This window comes from Flammeovirga aprica JL-4 (assembly GCF_012844305.1).
Classification (GTDB): domain Bacteria; phylum Bacteroidota; class Bacteroidia; order Cytophagales; family Flammeovirgaceae; genus Flammeovirga; species Flammeovirga aprica.
Genome location: NZ_JABANE010000053.1, coordinates 35,125 through 54,334, shown reverse-complemented (window position 1 = coordinate 54,334; position 19,210 = coordinate 35,125). Strand labels below are relative to the sequence as shown.

The following is a 19,210-nucleotide window of genomic DNA, read 5'->3' as shown; positions in this document are numbered from 1 at the left end:
GGGTAATAGTAAAGTTACGTGTCATATCAGTGATTATGGAAAAGAATAATAATATAGATGAAGTATTACTTACAAAATACCTTCTCCATGAAACAACAGAAGAGGAGGGGAAAGAAGTAGAACTTTGGATCGATGATTCACCCGAAAATAAGGCGACTTTTGAATCCTTTCAGCAGGTTTGGGAAGCATCGCTTTCGGCATCCATTCCAGAAGTGAATGTAGATGTGGATAAGGCTTGGAACCGTATGAATAATGCGATCGAGGCCGAAGAAAATAAAACGAAGGTGGTACAGTTCACACCTTGGAAAAGGATTGCGTCCTCCATTGCTGCTATTGTTTTGCTGGCAGTTGGAGTCAATTTTTATATGCAGAAAGAAGAAACCAATGGTTTTGTAGCAGTGGAGGTTTACAAAGTAGATCTTCCTGAAACACAAAAATTGAATGATGGTTCTGACATTACAATCAATGGCAATTCTACACTTTCTGTAGCCTCATTTGAGGGCAACAGCAGGGAAGTGACTTTAGACGGAGAAGCTTATTTTGAAATTGCTCATGATGAGGATAAGCCTTTTATTGTGCATACTGCAAAAGGCGATATTACTGTATTGGGAACCAAGTTCAATGTGAAAGCTACTGCCAATGATGTGACGGTAACGGTAACTGAGGGTTTGGTGAAATTGGAAGCTTTAGACACAGAAGAAAATAATTTTGTGTTGCTGGAGAAAAACGCTGAAGGTTCTATTGATGCAAGCAGTAAAGTGCCTTACAAAGAAGAAAATGTTTCGATGAATAATTTATTCTGGAAGACGAAAGCACTGAATTTCCATAATGCATCTTTTGTAAAAGTGATTTCTACTTTAGAAAATGCTTATGGAGTAGATATTAATGTAAATAGAGAAAGTTTGAATAAGAAAAAACTGACGGTAGACTTTAAAGACAACAGCATTGAGGAAGTCTTTGAAATCTTACAGCTCACTCTGAATTTACAAGTTCAAAAAACAGGGGATAAAGCCTATTATATCGATTAATGAAATACCGTTTAAATTTTTTCTTTTTTCTTTTTCTATTCCTAATCAATACTGTTTCTGCCAAAGATGATGACGGAGACCTGTTGCAGCGTATTATTAGTATTGATATTAAAAAACAAACATTAGAAGTGGCCCTGGAGGAAATCAAACGACAAGGCGGCTTCTCTTTTTCGTATAATCCTGCCATTATTGATTTATATAAAGAAGTCAGTTTCAAAGGACAGAATGTTACCGTAAAAGCGGTGTTGACGGATATCATGGGGTATGACTATGAGTTCAAACAGATTGGGACACATATCATTATCCGGGAAACGCTTTCTTTGACGATCAGACCCATCGATCAACGGAAACGAAAAACACGGGAGGAGATACAGCGGCTGAAGGAAAATATTCTGCTGAAAGGTAGAGTGATTGATGCCGCTACAGGCATGGGTCTTCAGAATGTAGTTGTATATGATGAATCTCAAAAAGTATTAACCCTTACGGACAGTATGGGTTATTATGCATTAAAAGTACCGCTGGAAAGAATGCAAAAAGGTGTGTATTTCCGTAACCGAGGTTATTATGATACAATGGTGCAGTTCAACCCTGGAAAAGATGAGGACGAGGTACTTTATAATATAGGTTTGTCACCCTACAATGATAATGCAAGACCTGTTTCATCTGACCTTGCCATATCAACACAAAACCCGCATCAGCTGGATATTGTCAAGCGTTTTGTGCCGAAGAAGGTAGATGTTATTTCCAATAGTATTGAATACGTGGAGCGTAGAGGAGCACAGTTTACATTGGTGCCTTTCTTAAGCAATAACAATTTCCTTGGAGGTTCATACACCAATAGATTTTCATTTAATGTGTTGCTAGGTTATTCTGCTGGAGTTGACCGAGGGCTAGAAATTGGTGGTTTAGTCAATATTAACCGCTTTCATATGAAAGGAGCACAAATTGGCGGTATAAGTAATATTGTGGGCGGAAATGTAACTGGGGCGCAGATTGGTGGTATTGTCAATTTCAATATGGGGGAAATGAACGGCCTTCAGATTGGTGGTATTTCCAATGTTGTGGCAGATTCTGTGATAGGTGTTCAGATAGGCGGTATTTCCAACGTGGTAAGAGAAAATGTGAGAGGATTTCAGTTGGGAGGTATTACAAGCACTACAAGAACTTCAGTGAAAGGATTGCAGCTGAGTGGTATTTACAGTTATTCCAGAGAAATAAGAGGAGCACAGATCAGCGGTATTTTAAATACCAATCATAAGGATATTAAAGGATTTCAATTGGCAGGGATTACTAATCATTCCAGAAACATAACAGGATGGCAAGTTTCGGGTATTTTCAATCATGCCTCAGGAGAAATCAAGGGGCTTCAATTAGCCGGAATTTACAATTATGCAGATACGCTAAAAGGTGTGCAGATTGGTTTGGTGAATACCGCAAAAGATGGTAGAAAAGGAGTGCCAATTGGGCTGTTCAGCTACTATAACAATGGCTATCATTCTGTGAGTTATCATTTGGATGAATTCAGTATGTTGAACTTCTCGTTTCAGACAGGTACCAGAAAGTTCTATAATTATTATAAAGTGGGTGCAAGTGTTTTCGCTTCAAACTACTTAGAGGGCTATGAAGGTTATCATTTCGGAATTGGTTTTGGTGCCTATCTTTTCAAAAGATTATTGACAGAAGTTGGTGTTCATGGCAACTTCAATAATGCAACATCAAAATTTGAGCATCGCTTTGCAAAGTGGAGTTTGATGTATGAACAGCCAATCTGGAAAGGAATTTCTATCACTCTGGGACCAAGTGTAAATTATGATCCTTTCTTAAGAGATAACGAATACGTTGCTCCTCCGTCTTTCTATTCTGAGCAAACAGAGTTTGGACACTTCTGGATCAGCGGAACTGTGGGGGTGAGGTTTTCTTGGTAAATAAGCAAAATTGAGATAAGAGTTAAGACATGGTTTGTGTTGTGGTACGTAAAGATGGTTTTAGAGCAATATTACAATGATTTTCTATTGTTGTTCATCATGTATCACTTTAACTCTTCCTTCTTAATTCTTAACTTAAGAACAAACATTTTAATGCTTTATGATAGATCAAGAATTACTCGAAACCATAGGATGGGGGTGGATTGGAGTGGCAATAATAACCTTTTTAGTTTTTTTTATTTTGAAAGTTGTGGCACCATTCGGGCGTCATACCCGATCAGACTGGGGACCTGTAATTCCTAATTCGTGGGGATGGTTTTTTATGGAGGTGATTTCAATAATGGGTCTATGGACTGGTTTTCTGATGACAGGCGGAATGCAGTCTTCATGGATTGCCAAAGCAGGGATGTTATGCTGGACGTTGCATTACATCAACCGTACTTTTATTTTCCCCTTTCGCATGTCCAACAAAAAGAAAAAAATGCCGGTCGTAATTATGTTTTCCGCCATTTTCTTCAACAGCATTAATGGTACCCTCAACGGCTATTTTTTAGGGCAAGAATGGTTTTATTTTTCCTTTCCCTTATTTACCTTCGGACTGTTGTTGTTTGGTGCAGGTATGTATATCAACATCAAATCTGACAATATACTTTTGAATTTGAGAAAACCTGGAGAAACACATTATGTGATACCAGAAGGCTTTTTGTTCAAATATGTGAGTTCTCCTAATTTGTTTGGTGAAATTATAGAGTGGACAGGCTTCTTTTTAATGGTGCCGAGTGTGGCAAGTTTAAGCTTTTTAGTTTGGACGCTAGCCAATCTGATCCCTAGAGCTAGAGATCATCATGAATGGTATCTGAAAACATTTGAAAACTATCCACCACATAAAAATATTCTTTTCCCAAAAGTTTGGTGAAACCACCTAAAAATTTTGTGACTATTACATTTTAGCAAACACTTCATGAAATACTTATTTCTTTTACCGTTATTATTTGTTTACGCCGTATCATTTGCTCAGGCTCCCTACTATTCCTTTGAAGAACTGACTTTTAAGCACGAAGAAGAAAAGACAGGTTTTGAACTTTATTTAAAAGACTCCACGCAGTCATTATCGCTTCTTCAAAAAAGATTGAGAGCATTGTAGCTGAAAAAAATATATTGGTTGAGCCGTTATTAAATAGGTAACGGCTTTTTTGTGCGTTAAAAATGATAGATTAAAGAATGTTAAGAGAATATAATGGATGTTAAAAGTAGAAAGCGACATTATTGTAGTACTTAATAGAATCAGATTATTTTTTTTGATGATGGTAAATCAACCAGTGAATTACTTTTACACATCATCGTAAAAGTAAAAGAGTATGTGCCTCTAACAAGCTCCGATCGTTTTATTGGCAAAGCAATCAATGATAAACATTTCATTCCTTATAAGGGTTATGATAACGATATTTCATCTGACGGTGTAATTGTATTTTATTTAGACGGTTTTGTAAATCATAAAACCAAAAATAGTGCAATGGTGGGGCATCAAGATCTTGAAATAATCATACAAGGCTTTTATCAAGGATATAAGTAGTCATGGAAGGAGAGTTTTGATGAATATATCATGAATCATTTCGATAAAAAGCGAGTAGATGATGTTACAGCACTGTGTTTTAATATGACTTAAATACAGCTTGTTACATGTGAAAGCATGACATTATCTTCGATTAAGTACTATATGAGAATATTTTCATTTCGTTTTGTCGGTTGTTGCCAAAGTTAATCTTAGCAATATTTTTATTTGTTATGTAATATGCGGAAAATCACAATATTAGCTATTAGTGGTTATTTAATCTGAGTAGATGCGTTAGAAAATCAAAGAAAATTCATTTACATTTGTAAATAACTGTTAATATATCTAACCACAAATACTATTTTTAATTATACGTTTTAAGCATACTGTTTTGAAGTATGTAATTGTACTTTACACTTCTTTCATTATTTCGTCACAAAGTAAGAAGCAACAATTTGTATTAATGATAATTGGAAATTTTGTGTGAATATCGATCCTATTAAACTACTTAGAATATTACTTTTTAACCTATGGAGAATAAAAATAACTTTTTGAAATCAAAGTTAAATCTCATTATGCTCATGCTCGTGGTTTTTATACCTATCGACATTCCGTTGGGGCTGTATAATGAGGCAAAAACACTTGCTTTCCACTCAGTGGTTTACGGGGCATTGCTGTATATTCCCTATGATAAAGGAAAGAAGAACTACATACTACATTTTTATTCCCTTTTTATGGTTTTCTCTCTTTGCTTCGTGCAGGGAGGAGTTTCATCACCTATTATTTATTTCTTCCTGTCTCCGATTATGTCGGCTTACCTTTCTTTCGGATCAAGGGTAGGGAGGCGTTTTGCTTATGCGGTATTAGGTTGTATCACATTGCTTTTCGTGTTAGGTGCGTTTGATTTAATTCCTTTCACGAATTTAGATGACGCTACCCTCAATATTCAGATTTTCACTTATGCTATTATTGTAGGTGTGGGTATTGATGTGGTGATTACCATTGGTGATTATGATGCATTGCGTAATCAGGCAGAAACAACTTTACGGGAGAAGCAAAATGAAATTCTTCAACAGGAAGAAGAGCTAAAACAGCAGCAGGAAGAGATCATTGCCACTCAGGAACAGCTGATCATAGATGAAAAAAGAGAGAAAGAACAAGTTGAGTCTGATAAAATAAAGGCTGAAAATAGTTTAGAAGCGATCAAGACGAGTATTGAATATGCCTCAAAAATACAATTGAATACTTTGCCTAGTGATAAAGTATTGAAGGATTACTTTGCAGAGTACTATATCTATTTCAAGCCTAAGGATACTGTAGGTGGAGATTATTATTATGTAAATAGTTTTAGAGGGACAACGGTAGTGGTATTGATTGACTGTTTTAATCAAGGGATGACCGGTATGCTTTTAGGGTCGGTGATCACGTCTTATTTGGATACTTTGCAGTCGTTACCTGACCGCCCTTCTGAGTTGATTTACGAATTACACCAATATATCAGAGAGAATTTCAACTATTATAATAGTATCAATAATAAAGGAAGTAATCTATCTATTGTGTACGTAGAAGATAATCACATTGTGTATTCTGGTGCCAATGGAATCGGTTATATTGTAAAGAATGAAGAAGTGATAAGAGTTCAAAGTTCTGACAGGTCGGTTGGGGTGACGAACAATGATCCTGATTCTATTCCTTATATGGATAAAGAATACCAAGTGAACTCGGACGATGTTATTGTACTGTCAACAGATGGCTTTGTAAATCATAAAACAAAAGAGGGGCAAGTTGTAGGGCATGAAGCGTTGGAAAGCATAGTAAAAGGTTTCTATCAAGGTTATAAACATTCATGGAAAGAAAGCTTTGATGAATATATTGAAGAGCAATTTGGCAAAGAACAAGAGGATGATATCACTGTCCTTTGTTTTAATTTGACATAACCATAAGGGCGTTTTATTATAATGTTCAGTTGCTTGAAACTGCATCTTTTTATGAAAAAGGGTGCAGTTTTTTTATTTGAAACATGTTATTCAATAAGTTGGTTGTCATTGGTTTAGTTTCTTTGTTTTGATGTGGGGTAAATTTTCTTTCAATTTTTTATTGAAATGAGATGGGGTAAATGGATTCCTATTTCCCTATTAAAAATGAGAGAAAACTTTAGAATACAGAACGATGAAACACTTATTGAAAATAACAGCACTAGGATTATTAATGTTTGCAGGGATTAATGTAAAAGCACAAAAAATTAATAATCAACACGAATAGGATCAATTGACGGAGGTTGTAGTTGGCCGTTGGGGTTCAACATTATATTTACCTAATGTAGACTTCTCATTAAAAGAATTTTTCCCTTATATCACTGACGAGGCAGATGCAATGGGTTTTGAAATTCCAGGACAATGGTATCATGTTGAAAAGCCGGAAAAACATCAAAATTTTATTGAAGAACAAGAAAAATTAGCTTCTACTTTAGAGTCATTAGGCGTGAAAGTAAGAAGACCAAACCACTATGAAGGTAATCAATTAGATGCATTGACAACTTGTTATTCAAGAGACCCAATCATCACTATTGGTGATAAAATGATTGTGGCTAACCTTCGTAATGGTTCAAGAAGAGCTGAAAAAGGTTTATATCTTGAGATCCTTTTAGATTTAGCTAAAAATTACAAAGGAGAAGTAATCATGATGCCGGACAATGCTCCTGGCGATGTTGAAGGCAATGTTTACTTAGAAGGAGGTGACGTATTCGTAAACGGTAATGAAATCTATGTAGGTCACACTGGTAACGCTTCAAATGAGGCAGGTATCAAATGGCTGCAAGAGACTTTGGGTGACGATTACAAAGTTTACAAAGTAGATCTGCACCGTGATGTTTTGCACTTAGACTGTGCAATGATGTTATTAAATGATCATCAAGGTATCATCTGTAAAGGTGATTTAGTAAACCAAGAGTTGCCAGGTAAATTGAAAGATTACGAGTGGGTTGAGGTAACGAAAGAAGAGGCCAATCACATGGCAACAAATGGTGTGGTAGTGAACCCTAAAACAGCAATTATGGCTGACAAATATCCTCATATCATCAAAGAAGTTGAAGATAAATTCGGTATCAAGGTAATTGCTATTCCTTTCGACAAAGCGAATTACATGGGCGGTGACTTACGTTGCTCATACCAACCAATTCATAGAAAATAAATTCTAATTATTAAGAACATCTAGTGGTCAGGCAAAGTATGTATCAATGGCAGGGCTACTAGACTCTTCTATAGTAAAGAAGCGATGTTTTTATAAAGAATTGCACAAAAAACACCCTTTTGTAAGTAGAATGCAGAAGGGTGTTTTCGTGTATTGTGTGTAAAGTGTTCAATGCATAGGCTCTTAATCTCTATTAAGGTTGCTGGTACTATCAGCCTTTTCAAAAAGCAAATGCACCAAAGCGTGAATTTTAAAATCTATATTCTCCATATTTTGCTGTATGATTTGAAGAGATGCTTCCACATCATTCGTTTTATCGAACTCTTGCTTGAGGAGTTCTATCAAACCCAGAGACGTTGTCACTTCCCCGCGTATATCATGAGAAATCATATCCAGCGCTTTATTAAGACGTTGGTTATTGTTTTTCATATCTCTGATATAAGAGTAAGTCTCTGATTCATCATTATAGATATTCAGAATAAGGTCGCTTCCTATTTTCTTCAGCTTATTGGCCCGGTAAAGGATTTCACCGTTGGGCTTTTCATAGGCACGAAAAGGAATGCTCATTTCGATGTTGGTCTGAAAAACGTCTTCCAATTGATCAATCAATCCAAAAGAAATTAATTCAGGATACACTTCATGAAGCGTACCACCTAAATGATTTAAATTAAAATGATCCAAAGCAACACCTACCTTATTGATATAGTAGATCTTGAAATTTTTGGATGAGATTCTTTGATAGGCAGCAACACCTAACGTAAAATCATCATATAGTTTTAATAGGTCATTTTCCATAGTATAAAGGGCTCTGCTCGTTCAGTTTGTAATTATTTTGTAGACTAACTTGGTATTTATTTATGTGGGCAAAATTATGCGGTGATAAATGAATAGTACTATAATTTACAGAAATTATGCAACTAACCCTCTGTCATGTAAGTATTTAGGTGTTTTTGTAAATAAAAACTAATAAAATTAACATAGTGTACATTAATCTTACTTTTTCAGGTAATATTACGATCCGTTGCAGGTGTTTTTGTCAATATACCTAAACCTCAAGAGGTTGGTGATAAAAATTAGAAGTATAGTTTCTTTATAAAAATATTCTTTATACCTTTGCAACTCGAAAATTTTTGTACGATAAATCTTATCACAATGGATTTAATTAAAAAAGTTGAAAAGGATTTCTCATCTAACATGGAGAGACATCCCGCTTTCGGCGCAGGAGATACAATCGAAGTATACGTAAAAATTAAAGAAGGTAACAAGGAGCGTGTTCAAAAGTTCCAAGGTACTGTAATCCAACGCCGTAACAAAGGTAGTTTGGGAGAAACTTTTACTGTACGTAAAATCTCAAGTGGAATTGGTGTAGAGCGTATCTTCCCATTAAACTCTCCAAGCATCGAGAAAATCGAAGTATTGAGAAAAGGTAAAGTAAGAAGAGCAAGATTATTCTACTTACGTGGTCGTTACGGTAAGGCTGCTAAAGTTAGAGAGAAAAGATTCTAATCTTTTATCTTGGCTTTTTACCAAAGAAATACAAAAACCGACTTTCTGTAATGGAGAGTCGGTTTTTTTTATGAGAAGAATGATAAAGGATCAATTATTCTTTTCTACTTAATTCTTAACTTTGAAGCATGGGTAAAGTATATTTCGCTTCTGATTTCCATCTTGGAACACCGTCATTAGAAGAAAGTCAAAAAAGAGAAAAAAAGATATGCCGTTGGCTAGATATGGCAGCCAAAGACGCTGATCATATCTATTTAATTGGAGACCTGTTTGATTTCTGGTTTGAATACCGTTTTGCTATTCCAAAAGGCTTCTTGAGGTTTCAAGGCAAGTTGGCAGAACTAGTAGATAAAGGGGTCAAGATTTCTATTTTCACTGGAAATCATGATATGTGGATGTTTGATTACTTTGAAAAAGAATTAGGTATCAAGGTGATCAGAGAACCTATTGATGTGGAAATCTATGGAAAGAAATTTCATGTAGGTCACGGTGATGGATTGGGGCCTGGTGACTATAGTTACAAGTTTTTGAAGAAGGTGTTTGCCAATAAACTTTGTCAGTGGCTGTTTGGCTTCTTGCACCCTACTATCGGAATTGGCATCGCTTCGACTTGGTCAAGACACAGTAGAGCGTCAGGAGCAAAGAAGGAGCATGGATTTACCACTAAGGAGAAGGAGTTTATCTGGGTGTATTGTCAGGAGCAACAAGCTAAAAAGTACAGAGATTATTATATCTTTGGTCATAGACACTTGCCTCTTGAGTTGGATCTGGACCAAGGAGGGAAGTATATCAACACAGGTGAATGGCTCTCTTATGATACTTATGCAACATTTGACGGTGAAAAAGTGGAATTACTTACTTATAAAGAGTAGTGTGCTTTTTGTAGCATTCTTGCTTTCAATTACAGCCCAAGCACAGCAACTACTTTACGAAATTGAAGTAGGAGAAGTGGCTTCTGTTGATATTGACCGTAAAGGTTATGTATATGTTGCAGATGAGCAGGGCAATGTGAGTCAATGGATTGAGGGGGAGAAGAAACGCTGGTATTCTCCATCATCGCCAGCAGAAGTGCAGATAGATGCCTGGGCGATGCTCAATACAGTATTGTTTTCTGAAGACTGGCAGGGAATACGTATACTGGGGCAACAGCTCACAGAGCAGTCAGAGTATATCTTTGATCCAAGTTTAGTAGAATATGCCTCAGTGGCCACAAATGCAAGCGATGGAGGTATTTGGTTATACGATCAAGGAAGTTTCCGTTTGAAAAAGTATTTCCCTGATGTGAAAACTATTTCTATTGATGTGCCTTTGGAGCAGTTGATCAACAGTGCATCATGGGAGCCGGTATGGATGAGAGAACATCAGAACAATCTTTATGTGCTGGATCGATACAGAGGAATTTTCACTTTTGATCTTTTAGGAAATATTCTTTCAGAACCTTATGCCGTCAAAAAAGCAAAAAAGATCGGCTTGACCTCAGAAGAGGTGTATTGGCTGGAAAAAGATGAATTGCATTTTAAAGCACTTTACAGTTTAGAAACCCGCTACATCAAACTGCCCTTGAAAAAAGTAGAATATGCTTTGTATGATCACACAGCACAGAGGGTATTCTGTTTTAAGCAGAAAATGATGTACGCTTATCAATTATAAAAGAAATGGATTTGTATGCAGATTGGCAGAAAAATGCCAAATCAAAATATAAAGAAAATCAAACCTTTTTAAAACGGCTGAAGAAAGTCAAGAAAGGAAAACAGATTGATCAGATCGTTAATGATACAGACGAGAAAGCATTTCAAAAATTTGATTGCTTGACTTGTGCGAATTGCTGTAAAACGATCAGCCCTGTAGTGACGGCTACTGATGTGAAAAGAATTGCGAAGCACTTCAGAATGAAAGAAACAGAAGTGATTTCTGAATATATGCGTGTGGACAGTGATGGTGATTATGTGATGAACCGTCAGCCTTGTCCTTTCCTGGGAGCAGATAATTACTGTTCCATTTATGAAGCAAGACCAAAAGCATGCAGAGAGTATCCATTGACACAAAATCAAGGCTTTAACCAAAGACCTGCACTGCATGCTCGCAATACATTAACGTGTCCTGTGGTATTTCATGTAGTGAAAGAGCTGAAAGAAAAGCTGTAGTAAGTTGCACGACAAAAAAAAGATAAAAAAATAAAGTGAGTCCATAGGGTTTTTAGCATTCGTTTACCCTTCTAAGGTTGAAACAAAACTTTATGAAAAATGAATACAAAATCTATTATCGCTTTATTTCTAGTTGCTTTAGTCTCTTTCTTTTCTTGTTCAAAAGAAAGTAACATAGAGCCTGTTCAACCAAAAGGACATTATTATCAAAGAACCAATTTGGATGGAGATTTTAAAAGAGAAATTTATATAAAATTAGATGGAACGTTTGAGAGTCGTAACAGTAGGAATGAGTTTCAAGTGGGAAATCACTCCAAGACTACTGACCAATCTGATTATATATTAGAAATAAGACAAATCAGACAAGGATGTGAAAATGATTGGGAGAGTGAAAACATATCTGAGCTAATGGATTTTTCTTATTATGAAGAAATTGGTGGTTTTACGCTGCAGGAATGTAATTAGTACCTGCCAAAAAAACGGGATGAAAATCTGATAGACAGTTTTCATCCCGTTTTGTGTTTTTTGATGATTGATAAAGGTGGTTGTTTTGATTAAAAACCAAATACAACGTCAAAAGTGGCACCGAAGGTAGGTTCTCCAGTCTGTACATCAATACCTGGTGAAAGTGTAAATCCTGTACTCCAGTGACTGTTTAGAGAATAAGCTAAACCTGTTTGTACAATTACCGCACCTCCCCATTCTCTGTGTGTTTCCACATCAGAAGTACTGTAATCATCAGGATGTGGAGCATCATGCAATTCTACTTCCATGTAGTGATCATGATCTGACGGTACTTCATGGTCATGAAAGCCAAATGTTCCTCCAACACCTACAAAAGTACCCCATCTTGAATGTCCGATAGGGATCTCCCTTACCACTACCGAAGCAAAGTGCTGTCCTGTAAACTCAACAGTACCTTGAAACTTAGTCAGGTGAGCAAAATAGATGGACCCCGTAAATTCATAGTTTCCACTATTATTATAAGAGATTTCCAATTCATACCGATTGTGATGTTCCTCTTTATGCTCTTTCGGTTCATTGCCCGATTTCAATTCGGGTTGTGTGTGATGTTTTGAATAAGATGTAAAATCATCTTCGTTGCTTTCAGTATATTGGTAAGCTTCCGTTTCTGTTTGTGCAGAAGCGACAAAGTTAAGACCAACTATGCAAATAGCTGAGGTAACAATGCGAAATAAGATATTATTGTAAATCATATCGATAGTTGATAATATTAATGAGTCGATTAGGTTATCATTTCTACTTATGTGTAACAATGTGTAGATGTGATAATTAACGCAATATTATCAATTATGTTTGTGATTAAACAATAAATATATCTTAATTAAGAATTGTTGTCAATGCGGTTTTAACTGCCCAATAGCTTAAAAGCCAAATACTAGGTCCAGTGTCATCCCGAAGTTAGGTTTGCGGGTTACAACGTCAATGCCTGGTGAAAGCGTAAAACCGGTACTCCAGTGCTTATCTAATGAGTAAGCTAAGCCTGATTGTACAATCACATTACCACTCCAATCTTTGTGGTTGGTATTTTCTTTAGGTTGAGGTTGTTGAGGGATGTCATTATCTTCGTCATGTTCAGTTTCAAAGCCAAAAGTTGAGCCTAAACCGACGAAAGTACCCCATTTTGAATGTCCTAGAGGGATTTCACGAACAAAACAACCCGCGAAATGATGTCCAGTCAATTCAACCGTTCCCTGAAATTTGGTAAGGTGGGCAAAGTAAACAGAACTTGTGAATTCCAGATGATTACCATTGTTATATGATAATTCTAGTTCAAAATGATTTTCATGATGTTCCCCTTCCACTAGAGCTTTATCATGTTCTTCTCCTTCTTTTTGCTTTTTCTTCTTATTAGGATTTTCTTCAGCAAATAGGTCAATAGGAGAACTCATCAAACAAATAGTCGCTATTAAAACAGCGTAAAAATATTGAGTAGACACGTTGAAGTTATTTAACTTATGATAGTTTATTTTTCAAAGCATAAGTAAAAAGTATTTACTGAAAAACAAAATGATAATCGTCTCAATTAACATAAATTACAATTTATGGAATGTTTTGATTCACATCCCATAATTGTGCGCTCTTTGTTACGGTTTGACTTACGTTAATACTATTTTTTACAGAAGCATAAGGGTAGCTCTCTTTATTTTCATAAGGTTCTATAGTGCAGGTGCCTCTGTATTCAAATTCTTCTAAACTGACCTTTACAGTGTCGCTTGCTCTTGTAAAAACTCTGGTTCTTCCATAAACCGGAGGCTCAAGAGGATAGCGGTCCAATACAATGACCTTAGCGGTAAGCGCAGTTGAACTATCCCATTTAAATTCCACCGTACCTGTCTTGAGAGGGTACACTGTTACGGGCTGGCATGAATGCAACAGAAACGGGATGGAAAAGTAAACAATAAGAAACGTAAGTATTTTCATGATTAATTTTTATAAGTATCAGGGTCCAATGCTTTAGGAGTCCATCCTTTTAAGAACTGCATCACTTTTTGCTTGTCGTACCCGTTACCGCTTTCAAGGTAAGCAGAGTTTTGTGTATGTATGATTTTACCGTTTCCATCTATGATTACGAATACAGGATAACCAAAGCGTTGTGGGAAATGAAGGTATTCCATTGCTTCAGGATTCTTATTTTCTTTACTCCAGTTCACGAGGACCTTCACATAGTTATCATTCATCATTTTAGTGATATCTTCGTTATTATGTGTGAATTTTGCATAGAGTTTACACCAACTACACCAATTTCCTCCTACTTTTACAAAAACATGTTTATTTGATTTTTTAGCCACCTGAACTGCTGCTTTTATGTCTGCAATCGCATCTGCATTAGGATCGTATTTTTCCGTTTGACAAAAGGCAAAATTGGCTAATAGAGAGAGTAAAGTGATAAATAAGACTGCCGTGCTTTTTTTCATTTTAAATAAATTATTACGTTCGTAAATATGGAATTTTCACCAGAATATGTAGGTTACTTGGCCTCACTTTTATTAATGATATCTTTTGCCCTCAAAAATGTAAAACTCCTCAGAATGGTCAACACCGTTGGTTGCATAGTGTTTGTGATATACGGTATAATGTTAAGTGCTTGGCCTATTGTAATCACTAATGGTTTTATTGCCGCTATAAATATATTCTATCTCGTAAAGGATAAAAAATAATTGAGGTTGAGATGGGGTGAGTTTAATTTTTAACTATAAATATTAACCAATATTAAAAGTTTATTACAATAGAAGTCGTAGAGTAGTAGCCGTTTATATTTTTTTGAGTTAAGAGTTAAGGTGGATTGTGCTGTGGTCGTGAAGTCTACAGCACAATCCATTTTTTATGAATTCTTCATTAAGTACTAGGACAAAAGAAATGGATCAATAATTACGTGCACCATGACTGAAGTCATGGGCAGGTGATACAGACTCCACCAACACTAAAGTGTTGCTTACGTTATCAATCTTCAAGACTTTAGTCTTGATTAGATTGTTGTATCACCTGCCCATAGTTTTAACTATGGTGCACGAAACACTCGTTTTCATTTGTCCTAGTACTTATATATAATCCCTTTTCAGAGGCATAGACATACAGTGCGATCCTCCTCTTGCTCTTGAAAGTTCAGCAGAAGGAAGTAAGATCAATGTGTCTTTGATGTCTTCAGGGAAAAGTTTCTCCTGAGCAAAATCTTGAAGAAGGTCAGCGGCTTTTACCACTTTCATGCCGTGTTTTTCAAAACCTTCAGAAGTCTTGTCATTTCGGTCATAACCAATAACTACCCCCTCTTTGAGTGCAAGCACATTGCAGGAGTCGGTCCATTGTTCCCTTCTTCCATGCGGGAATTTATTGTTGCCTGAGTAAATAAATTGAGTAGGTTCGGTAGAGTGAAGGTCATTTAAACTAATGTCATTCAGCAGGTCTTCAAGGTAGTTGAAGCGTATAGGATGATCATAGTTTTCTCCTTTTACATATTGAAGAATTTCAAGTTCATTTTCACTTTTGAAATTTCCCAGTGAAGGAATGAAATCGCCCTGTTCCTTTTTAAGCCCTTCTTTAGAGAAAGAACCAAACATTACCCAAAGGTTTCTTTTCACTTGTGTGAACGTAGTGTCAATATGCATATAAGCCCTTTTAGCCGGTATTTTCACTACTGTTACTTTCTCCACAATATTTCTTTTGTGCATTTCATGAACCACCTTGCTTGCTGCATGAATTGAAGTTCTTTCACTTACACCCACTAGCAGGTGATTAGGAGCCACCATCATCACATCACCACCTTCAATGGTAACGCTCTTCTGTTCCTGTTCCTCGTCATCTAGCAAGAAGAAATCTTCAGGGTCCGTAATTTCAATGACCTTATCCGTATAATCAGCAAACATAGGGTGGTTGAAGAAGATATACTTCATAATGATAGATTCCCTAGTTCTTGCTTTTTTCTTAGGCTTGTTGAGCAAGATGTGATCATTGACGGTGATACCAAGATCTCTTGTAAAGATAAAGTTTGGAATAGGAGGGAAGATCATTCTTTTGTCAGGAAGAATGCCGGAAATCATAGTTCTAGCTAAAATAGAAGATTCTAGTTCCATCAATTCATCCTGAAGAGAGTACGAGGTGCCTTCGTGAGCGCATATCGAAGCGATCATTCGGCTTCTGATATCATTTTTCTCTAAAATATGAGAGAGCAAAGCCTGAGGCTCAATCACCTTGTCGCTATTGAAATAATCTTCTTTGTCAGGCTTGTAAAAATGTCTTTGTGATTCAGGTAAATCAATAGTGTGAATACGAGAGTGTATGTTCTGATAATCTAGAAAGTAGAGTAAGATTTTTAAATAGAGGTCATATTCTTTCTTTCTCATAGTGTCCAGGTGAATGATGTCCTCAAAAAGCCAGTCTTGTGCTTTTGTAGGAATGACCTTGCCTATGCCTTCGTCAGGGCTGTGGATCATTAATCGTCTTAAAGTTCCTACTTCAGAACTCACATGAATGTCTTGGTTAGTATGCATATCGTGCTAATAATTTTCTTTAAAGAATCAAAGATGCGTTAATCTATTAATCCAATCAAACAAATTACTTCTAAATTATTAAACGTAAAATTTACGTGTAAAATCATCTTTCATTGATGATAAATATTAGTGTATATATTCTAAAATTGAATATTTTAAAGAAAATGACTGAATTATATATTCTTTTCTTTTGTTATATTAAACGTAATATCTACATTTGAAAAATAATTCAATTATTAAGTAATGATTTGTAAGAAAATAAAAGGTATTTATTACAAATAATTTAAAGGTTTAAAATTTAACTATTTGTTAATAATCTGTTAATCAGTTTATTAAGGTCCGTAAATTAAATATCACCCTAGAATAGTAATAAAGTCTCTAAATGTTGTTGATCAAGGTCACTGTATTTTGATAATTTACATTGTAGTATAGTATAGTAATCCATTCACAAATAAAGCATTAATTCACTCATAACGGTTACTATCTAATCTTGAAAACCAACACATAAAGTACTCTTTATTTATTGTACTATTCTAATATTTAATTACAAATTAAAACTTACCAATATGACAGCAACACACAAATTAGCCAGTAAACTTTTAGCAGAGTCTAAACAAGTAAATTGCGATCTATCTGTAGCCCAATTGGTCGCTGAAGCAGTTAAAAATGGAGAAGGCGTTCTTAGCTCCACTGGTGCTATTATGTGCGATACCGGTAGATATACTGGTAGATCTCCTCAAGATCGCTTTATCGTAGAAGATGATTACACTAAAGACCGCGTGTGGTGGGGAAGCATCAACAAGCCCTTTCCACAAGACAAATTTGACGGTTTGGCAAGTAAAATGGTGGATTACCTTCTCAATAATCAGAAGTTGTATGTCAATAATGTGTATGCAGGTGCTGATCCAGCATACCGTATTAAGGTAAGGGTAGTTACTCCTCTCGCTTCTGTGTCACATTTTGTCAGCAACATGTTTATCGTTCCTAGTGACGAAGAGTTAAGATCTTTCGGAGAGCCGGATTATGTTGTTTTGCAAGCTCCTGATTTTTATGCTAATCCTCAGATTGACGGTACACGTCAAGGCAACTTCTCTATTTTGAATTTTGGAGAGAAAGCGGCGCTTGTAGCGGGTTCTCGTTACACTGGTGAAATCAAGAAAGGTATTTTCTCAGTATTGAATGCTTTGCTTATTGATGAGAATGTACTTCCTATGCACTGTTCAGCAAATGAAGGACTGAAAGGTGATTCAGCTGTTTTCTTCGGGCTGTCAGGCACCGGAAAAACAACTTTATCAGCCGATACTAACAGAAACCTCATTGGAGATGATGAGCATGGATGGTCAGATAGAGGAATTTATAATTTCGAAGGTGGATGCTATGCCAAAACCATCGATCTTACAAGAGAAAATGAACCAGAGATCTGGGATGCTATTAAATTTGGTGCAACTTTAGAAAACACCCGTTTCTTCCCTGGAACATCGGTAGTGGATTATACCAATGTAACAGTGACAGAAAATACAAGAGTATCTTATCCTATTGATCACATAGATAACGCTAAGATCCCGTCAGTATCAGAAACACACCCTAAAAATATATTTTTCCTTACTTGTGATGCGTATGGTGTTCTGCCAGCTATTTCTAAGCTGACAAAAGAACAGGCCATGTATCACTTCATGTTGGGGTATACTGCAAAGGTAGCCGGTACGGAAGCTGGCGTTACAGAACCAACTCCAACTTTCTCAGCTTGTTTCGGAGCTCCGTTTATGCCACTACATCCTTCTGTATATGCTATGAAGTTAGGCGAAAAAATGACAGCTCATAAAACAAACATCTGGCTGATCAATACAGGTTGGTCAAATGGTCCTTCTGATAAAGTGGGTCGTACTAAGCTGAAATATACAAGAGCTATGATCACAGCTGCTTTGGAGGGACAGTTGGACAATGTGGAATTTGTAGAGCACCCGATATTTGGAGTACAGGTGCCAAAAGAAGTTGAAGGAGTGCCTAGTGAAGCACTTGACGCTAAAGCCTCTTGGAAAGCAAATGGATTTAAGAATTATGATGCAATCGCTATGAAGCTGGCCGCTAAATTTGTTGAGAACTTCAAGCAGTTCGAAGAAGGATTAGAAGATCAGTCTATTCTGGAAGGAGCTCCTAATGTATCTCAAAAAGTGTAGTATCATATTATATTAATAGTAGCATAAGTTTACATTTACAGAAGGCTGTCGCGAAAGCGATGGCCTTTTTTGTGTATTTGAATATGTAAGTACAAATTCAAAATTATCTATGATTTATTTTTGACTTATTGCTTAGAACCCAAAACATTTGTTTTAACCTCACCACTACGTAATGACAGTGATTAGTATTCTGGTCTATAAAGAAAAGTTCTTTGTGAAGGTTTTGGAGACACAAGGCATTATGGGTATGCTTTTCAATTTAAGCGTTGTTACGTTGATTGTGATAGATCCTTATAAACGCAATCTCTTACGTCTCACAAACCACAACAAGTACCATCTTTTCGCTTCTATTTTATAAATGACTGATGAGATTGTTTAGCATTTCATTGAAGATATTACAACTTTTTGGGACCGGTTGAGTGAAAAAACAACCTTTATTCAATTCATTAAAGTACATTTTTCCTTACATGAGAGATTGAAACAACATATTATGTACTTAGATTTGTTATTAGATAATAAATTAATTAACGATAAATAAGATAAATTAGTAATCGTAAATTAATAGACGTTAAACCTGTAACATATTTTTTAAGCATGGATTCTTTATTAATTCCCTTTTTTTCTAGTGATATTTCATCCTATTTTATTAAAATTTTGTGTTAAAAACGATTTTTTTTAAA

Annotated in this window: 19 protein-coding genes; 13 read left to right on the top strand and 6 right to left on the bottom strand. The window is 35.9% G+C overall.

All coding sequences use genetic code 11. The features are described 5' to 3' along the window. The first annotated feature begins 35 nt into the window (after positions 1-35). The 7 genes from HHU12_RS18790 to HHU12_RS18760 all read left to right on the top strand — a co-directional run bounded on the left by HHU12_RS18790 (position 36) and on the right by HHU12_RS18760 (position 7,694). On the top strand, positions 36-1,028 hold the full coding sequence (locus HHU12_RS18790; protein WP_169658279.1) for a FecR domain-containing protein: 993 nt from the start codon (positions 36-38) through the stop codon (positions 1,026-1,028). Continuing rightward, complete coding sequence (locus HHU12_RS18785; RefSeq protein ID WP_169658278.1) at positions 1,028-2,953, top strand: STN domain-containing protein; 1,926 nt, start codon at positions 1,028-1,030, stop codon at positions 2,951-2,953. The genes HHU12_RS18790 and HHU12_RS18785 overlap by 1 nt, the downstream gene beginning before the upstream one ends. Positions 2,954-3,113: 160 nt before the next feature. Then, positions 3,114-3,869 carry a 3-oxo-5-alpha-steroid 4-dehydrogenase gene (locus HHU12_RS18780; protein ID WP_169658277.1) on the top strand — a complete coding sequence of 252 codons (756 nt, stop codon included), beginning with the start codon at positions 3,114-3,116 and terminating at the stop codon, positions 3,867-3,869. Between the two features lie 45 nt (positions 3,870-3,914). Beyond that, positions 3,915-4,097, top strand: a complete 183-nt coding sequence (locus HHU12_RS18775; RefSeq protein ID WP_169658276.1) for a hypothetical protein — start codon at positions 3,915-3,917, stop codon at positions 4,095-4,097. Positions 4,098-4,313: 216 nt separating this feature from the next. After that, positions 4,314-4,526 (top strand): hypothetical protein, encoded by a 213-nt coding sequence (locus tag HHU12_RS18770; protein ID WP_169658275.1) that lies wholly within the window; start codon positions 4,314-4,316, stop codon positions 4,524-4,526. Positions 4,527-5,080: 554 nt separating this feature from the next. Then, on the top strand, positions 5,081-6,442 hold the full coding sequence (locus HHU12_RS18765; protein ID WP_205959926.1) for a PP2C family protein-serine/threonine phosphatase: 1,362 nt from the start codon (positions 5,081-5,083) through the stop codon (positions 6,440-6,442). A gap of 331 nt (positions 6,443-6,773) precedes the next feature. Next, the gene (locus HHU12_RS18760) at positions 6,774-7,694 is read left to right on the top strand and encodes a dimethylarginine dimethylaminohydrolase family protein (RefSeq protein WP_169658273.1); all 921 of its coding nucleotides are present in this window, start codon (positions 6,774-6,776) and stop codon (positions 7,692-7,694) included. Positions 7,695-7,877: 183 nt separating this feature from the next. Here the strand turns inward: HHU12_RS18760 and HHU12_RS18755 are convergent, their stop codons facing one another. Then, the gene (locus HHU12_RS18755) at positions 7,878-8,489 is read right to left on the bottom strand and encodes an ATP-binding protein (protein WP_169658272.1); all 612 of its coding nucleotides are present in this window, start codon (positions 8,487-8,489) and stop codon (positions 7,878-7,880) included. Between the two features lie 357 nt (positions 8,490-8,846). Between HHU12_RS18755 and rplS the strand changes: the two genes are divergently transcribed. The 5 genes from rplS (at position 8,847) to HHU12_RS18730 (ending at position 11,809) form a co-directional block, all read left to right on the top strand. Then, on the top strand, positions 8,847-9,200 hold the full coding sequence (gene rplS, locus HHU12_RS18750) for a 50S ribosomal protein L19 (RefSeq protein WP_169658271.1): 354 nt from the start codon (positions 8,847-8,849) through the stop codon (positions 9,198-9,200). 128 nt (positions 9,201-9,328) lie between these two features. Further along, positions 9,329-10,072: a UDP-2,3-diacylglucosamine diphosphatase gene (locus HHU12_RS18745; RefSeq protein WP_169658270.1), complete on the top strand. Its 744-nt coding sequence runs from the start codon at positions 9,329-9,331 to the stop codon at positions 10,070-10,072. Beyond that, positions 10,023-10,850 (top strand): hypothetical protein, encoded by an 828-nt coding sequence (locus tag HHU12_RS18740; protein ID WP_205959925.1) that lies wholly within the window; start codon positions 10,023-10,025, stop codon positions 10,848-10,850. Before HHU12_RS18745 ends, HHU12_RS18740 begins: the two co-directional genes overlap by 50 nt. A 5-nt stretch (positions 10,851-10,855) precedes the next feature. Next, the gene (locus HHU12_RS18735) at positions 10,856-11,344 is read left to right on the top strand and encodes a YkgJ family cysteine cluster protein (RefSeq protein WP_169658268.1); all 489 of its coding nucleotides are present in this window, start codon (positions 10,856-10,858) and stop codon (positions 11,342-11,344) included. Positions 11,345-11,443: 99 nt separating this feature from the next. Beyond that, on the top strand, positions 11,444-11,809 hold the full coding sequence (locus HHU12_RS18730; protein WP_169658267.1) for a hypothetical protein: 366 nt from the start codon (positions 11,444-11,446) through the stop codon (positions 11,807-11,809). Between the two features lie 89 nt (positions 11,810-11,898). On the opposite strand, the gene HHU12_RS18725 is transcribed toward HHU12_RS18730, so the two are convergent. The 5 genes from HHU12_RS18725 to HHU12_RS18700 all read right to left on the bottom strand — a co-directional run bounded on the left by HHU12_RS18725 (position 11,899) and on the right by HHU12_RS18700 (position 16,353). Then, positions 11,899-12,561 carry a hypothetical protein gene (locus HHU12_RS18725; RefSeq protein WP_169658266.1) on the bottom strand — a complete coding sequence of 221 codons (663 nt, stop codon included), beginning with the start codon at positions 12,559-12,561 and terminating at the stop codon, positions 11,899-11,901. Between the two features lie 168 nt (positions 12,562-12,729). Continuing rightward, positions 12,730-13,305: a hypothetical protein gene (locus tag HHU12_RS18720; RefSeq protein WP_169658265.1), complete on the bottom strand. Its 576-nt coding sequence runs from the start codon at positions 13,303-13,305 to the stop codon at positions 12,730-12,732. A 103-nt stretch (positions 13,306-13,408) separates the two neighbouring features. Next, complete coding sequence (locus HHU12_RS18715) at positions 13,409-13,789, bottom strand: hypothetical protein (RefSeq protein WP_169658264.1); 381 nt, start codon at positions 13,787-13,789, stop codon at positions 13,409-13,411. Between the two features lie 2 nt (positions 13,790-13,791). Beyond that, complete coding sequence (locus HHU12_RS18710) at positions 13,792-14,283, bottom strand: thioredoxin family protein (protein WP_169658263.1); 492 nt, start codon at positions 14,281-14,283, stop codon at positions 13,792-13,794. 624 nt (positions 14,284-14,907) lie between these two features. Continuing rightward, on the bottom strand, positions 14,908-16,353 hold the full coding sequence (locus tag HHU12_RS18700) for an arginine deiminase family protein (RefSeq protein ID WP_169658261.1): 1,446 nt from the start codon (positions 16,351-16,353) through the stop codon (positions 14,908-14,910). A 566-nt stretch (positions 16,354-16,919) separates the two neighbouring features. Between HHU12_RS18700 and pckA the strand changes: the two genes are divergently transcribed. After that, entirely contained in the window at positions 16,920-18,530 is a 1,611-nt protein-coding gene (pckA, locus tag HHU12_RS18695) for a phosphoenolpyruvate carboxykinase (ATP) (protein ID WP_169658260.1), read from the top strand. The last annotated feature ends 680 nt before the right edge of the window (positions 18,531-19,210 follow it).

Excerpts from the sequence above, each read along its gene's own strand:
- HHU12_RS18700 (WP_169658261.1), bottom strand. The coding sequence starts at position 16,353 with ATGCATACTAACCAAGACATTCATGTGAGTTCTGAAGTAGGAACTTTA.
- HHU12_RS18755 (WP_169658272.1), bottom strand. The coding sequence starts at position 8,489 with ATGGAAAATGACCTATTAAAACTATATGATGATTTTACGTTAGGTGTT.
- HHU12_RS18790 (WP_169658279.1), top strand. The coding sequence starts at position 36 with ATGGAAAAGAATAATAATATAGATGAAGTATTACTTACAAAATACCTT.
- HHU12_RS18780 (WP_169658277.1), top strand. The coding sequence starts at position 3,114 with ATGATAGATCAAGAATTACTCGAAACCATAGGATGGGGGTGGATTGGA.
- HHU12_RS18745 (WP_169658270.1), top strand. The coding sequence starts at position 9,329 with ATGGGTAAAGTATATTTCGCTTCTGATTTCCATCTTGGAACACCGTCA.
- HHU12_RS18715 (WP_169658264.1), bottom strand. The coding sequence starts at position 13,789 with ATGAAAATACTTACGTTTCTTATTGTTTACTTTTCCATCCCGTTTCTG.
- HHU12_RS18735 (WP_169658268.1), top strand. The coding sequence starts at position 10,856 with ATGGATTTGTATGCAGATTGGCAGAAAAATGCCAAATCAAAATATAAA.
- pckA (WP_169658260.1), top strand. The coding sequence starts at position 16,920 with ATGACAGCAACACACAAATTAGCCAGTAAACTTTTAGCAGAGTCTAAA.
- HHU12_RS18730 (WP_169658267.1), top strand. The coding sequence starts at position 11,444 with ATGAATACAAAATCTATTATCGCTTTATTTCTAGTTGCTTTAGTCTCT.
- rplS (WP_169658271.1), top strand. The coding sequence starts at position 8,847 with ATGGATTTAATTAAAAAAGTTGAAAAGGATTTCTCATCTAACATGGAG.
- HHU12_RS18775 (WP_169658276.1), top strand. The coding sequence starts at position 3,915 with ATGAAATACTTATTTCTTTTACCGTTATTATTTGTTTACGCCGTATCA.
- HHU12_RS18785 (WP_169658278.1), top strand. The coding sequence starts at position 1,028 with ATGAAATACCGTTTAAATTTTTTCTTTTTTCTTTTTCTATTCCTAATC.
- HHU12_RS18765 (WP_205959926.1), top strand. The coding sequence starts at position 5,081 with ATGCTCATGCTCGTGGTTTTTATACCTATCGACATTCCGTTGGGGCTG.
- HHU12_RS18710 (WP_169658263.1), bottom strand. The coding sequence starts at position 14,283 with ATGAAAAAAAGCACGGCAGTCTTATTTATCACTTTACTCTCTCTATTA.
- HHU12_RS18725 (WP_169658266.1), bottom strand. The coding sequence starts at position 12,561 with ATGATTTACAATAATATCTTATTTCGCATTGTTACCTCAGCTATTTGC.
- HHU12_RS18740 (WP_205959925.1), top strand. The coding sequence starts at position 10,023 with ATGCAACATTTGACGGTGAAAAAGTGGAATTACTTACTTATAAAGAGT.